2 protein-coding genes and 1 pseudogene are annotated in these 2,328 nt (G+C 33.8%); 2 read left to right on the top strand and 1 reads right to left on the bottom strand.

The features are described 5' to 3' along the window. Positions 1-197 precede the first annotated feature (197 nt). Both GVV20_RS10410 and GVV20_RS10405 read left to right on the top strand, forming a co-directional pair. Positions 198-911, top strand: a complete 714-nt coding sequence (locus GVV20_RS10410) for a hypothetical protein (protein ID WP_159812704.1) — start codon at positions 198-200, stop codon at positions 909-911. 350 nt (positions 912-1,261) lie between these two features. Then, on the top strand, positions 1,262-2,122 hold the full coding sequence (locus GVV20_RS10405; protein ID WP_159647152.1) for a LicD family protein: 861 nt from the start codon (positions 1,262-1,264) through the stop codon (positions 2,120-2,122). Positions 2,123-2,210: 88 nt separating this feature from the next. Here the strand turns inward: GVV20_RS10405 and GVV20_RS10400 are convergent. After that, a pseudogene (locus GVV20_RS10400) lies at positions 2,211-2,328 on the bottom strand (IS30 family transposase); the annotation flags it as partial.

Raw genomic sequence — 2,328 nt, 5'->3', positions numbered from 1 at the left:
ATTCACTAGTGGTTATATACTGTCTCTCAACTCTTTTATCTAATCAGATAAAGAAATATGTATATAACTGTAAATCAAATGATCGGTGGGGATTATTTGGTACAAAAAGCGCCCTTTCTCCAAGGCGCTTTTTACATATTAATCATTAAAAACTACAATGTAAACGTTTCCTTAACAAAACTTACTTGATTTATGGTATGGTCATTCCTGTTAGTGCAGAGGGGAAAATTACCGATGAGTTAATAACTGCATCAGAACACAGTGAAGGTGTCAGGTTTGTTATAAAAAATAGTGGAGAAGAAATAGAAATAATTCATGCTAAAGATGACTCATATGTTAAAGTTGCGGGTTATAAGTATTCACCAGAAGACTATTTAGAAGCTGTTACAGAGCAGTCTTTAGATAATTCTCAATATCCGATAACAACTTACTTATCTAATTATAGTCAAATATTTGTCGAAGATGTGGTAGCTCCTGAAGTGGAGTCGAGACAAATGGCACAAGCGTATTGGGATGTGATTCCTCCCACAACAGGTTATAGAGCTGATAGATTTATTGGGGTCGTGAATACGAGTCATAATCAAAATATTGCATTTATCGGAACAAGCGCAGGACTTACTACTGCAATTACAAAGTTAAGCTCTATTGGTCAACTTTCCGTGGCTGCTATAAAAGCAGCATTTACATTGACATTTGTGAAAGCCGTTCTTGTTGCTGCGGTTGCAGCAGAGGTAGTCGCATTCGTGGCTGGGAAATATCTAGCTCCAGTAAAAACAAATAAATGGGAAGCCTTACACTCAGCTGCACCAGCTGCAAAAAACACTTGCCAGATGATAACATACGTTGGAAATCAATCGTTTACAGGTAGCAAATATTATACTTACTACTATTATGCCAACCCAGGGTATTAGACTAGTTAGAGGTGATTGAGATTGAAGATTTTAGATGGTTTGATTATTGCGTTAGATGTAGTTTTATTCTATTTTATTTTGAGTAAATTATTTGTTGACAATTACCAATCAATAATTATTCTTCTGGTGATTAGAGAAGCATATGTTGTCTTAACTATGAGAAACCAAATTATGCTCCGAGAAGACCTTAGAAGAAAAAATGATCATCCACTCTCTTAACTGAGAGTGTTTTTTTATTCTAATACTTACTGTAGTGACCTATGACTAGGTTAGTTGAGTTAATAGTGATATACTAAGGTTAATTAGTCTAATATTTATGGATTTCTGATTTTAAAAGGAGGTCTTAAAATATGATTGTTTCCGATCAAACGCTATCAAAAGAGTTGATTAGAAAGTTGCAATTAAACGAACTGTACTTGTTAAAAGAGTTTAATGATTTTTGTTCAAAACACATGATTCCCTTTACACTGGATTTTGGGTCAATTATTGGCGCAATAAGACACAGGGGGTTCATTCCTTGGGATGATGATATAGATATAGCGATGCTTAGATGGGATTACGATGTCTTTTTAGAATTGACTAAGCAATGGAATAATGAGCATATTTTTGTTCAAAATTATGACACTGACCCGCAATATGTCCATTCATTTACCCGCCTTCGTTTGAACAATTCGAAGGCATTACAAGAAGAATGGTCACATCTCGATGTACATCATGGAATTTTTATTGATATATTCCCTTATGATGTTATGCCATCCTCAATTGATGCAATAAGATTGCATGAAGAAGAAATTAACATTCTACAAGAAGCGAAATTAAAGCGCGTTAAATTACTCAGGGATAATGATAAAGTGTTATGGGAGAGAGCGAAGATACATTGCCCTCTAGCTCTTAATTCAATGCAAGAGTTAAACAAAATACAAACCAAAGTCATGACGAAGTACAATGAAACACATAGGGATTCAGATTTTGTAACGCATATGACTCAGGGATTTAAAACATACAGAGAATACAGAAGGCGAATACATGATCATCTTAGACCTTCTTATTATGCTTTTGAAAAGATACTGCTACCCATCCCTAATAATTATCAATTCATACTGCATAACACATACGGAGATTACCTTTCTTTCCCACCAAGTAGTCAAAGAAAACCTCATCACGGATTGATTGAATTAGAGTTTAATGAAAAAATAAATATGAAAATCTGACATAAAAACTGATAACTTCTAAATATATAATGGTAAATAGATGTAGACTAATAAAAAAAAAAGAAGGAGCAGTTGCTCCTTTCTTTTATCAAATCTCAACCGCACCACTATTCATTTTTAAAAATTCTATCTCATAAGCAGTTTTAAAGTCAAACATTTTGCGAGGCATTGAGTTGATTTTAAAGGCAATGTCATCAAGATATTGT

Source organism: Erysipelothrix aquatica (genome assembly GCF_009828775.2).
GTDB lineage: Bacteria > Bacillota_I > Bacilli_A > Erysipelotrichales > Erysipelotrichaceae > Erysipelothrix > Erysipelothrix aquatica.
Note: the sequence above shows the minus strand (reverse complement) of the source record. Positions and strands in the feature narration are given on the sequence as shown.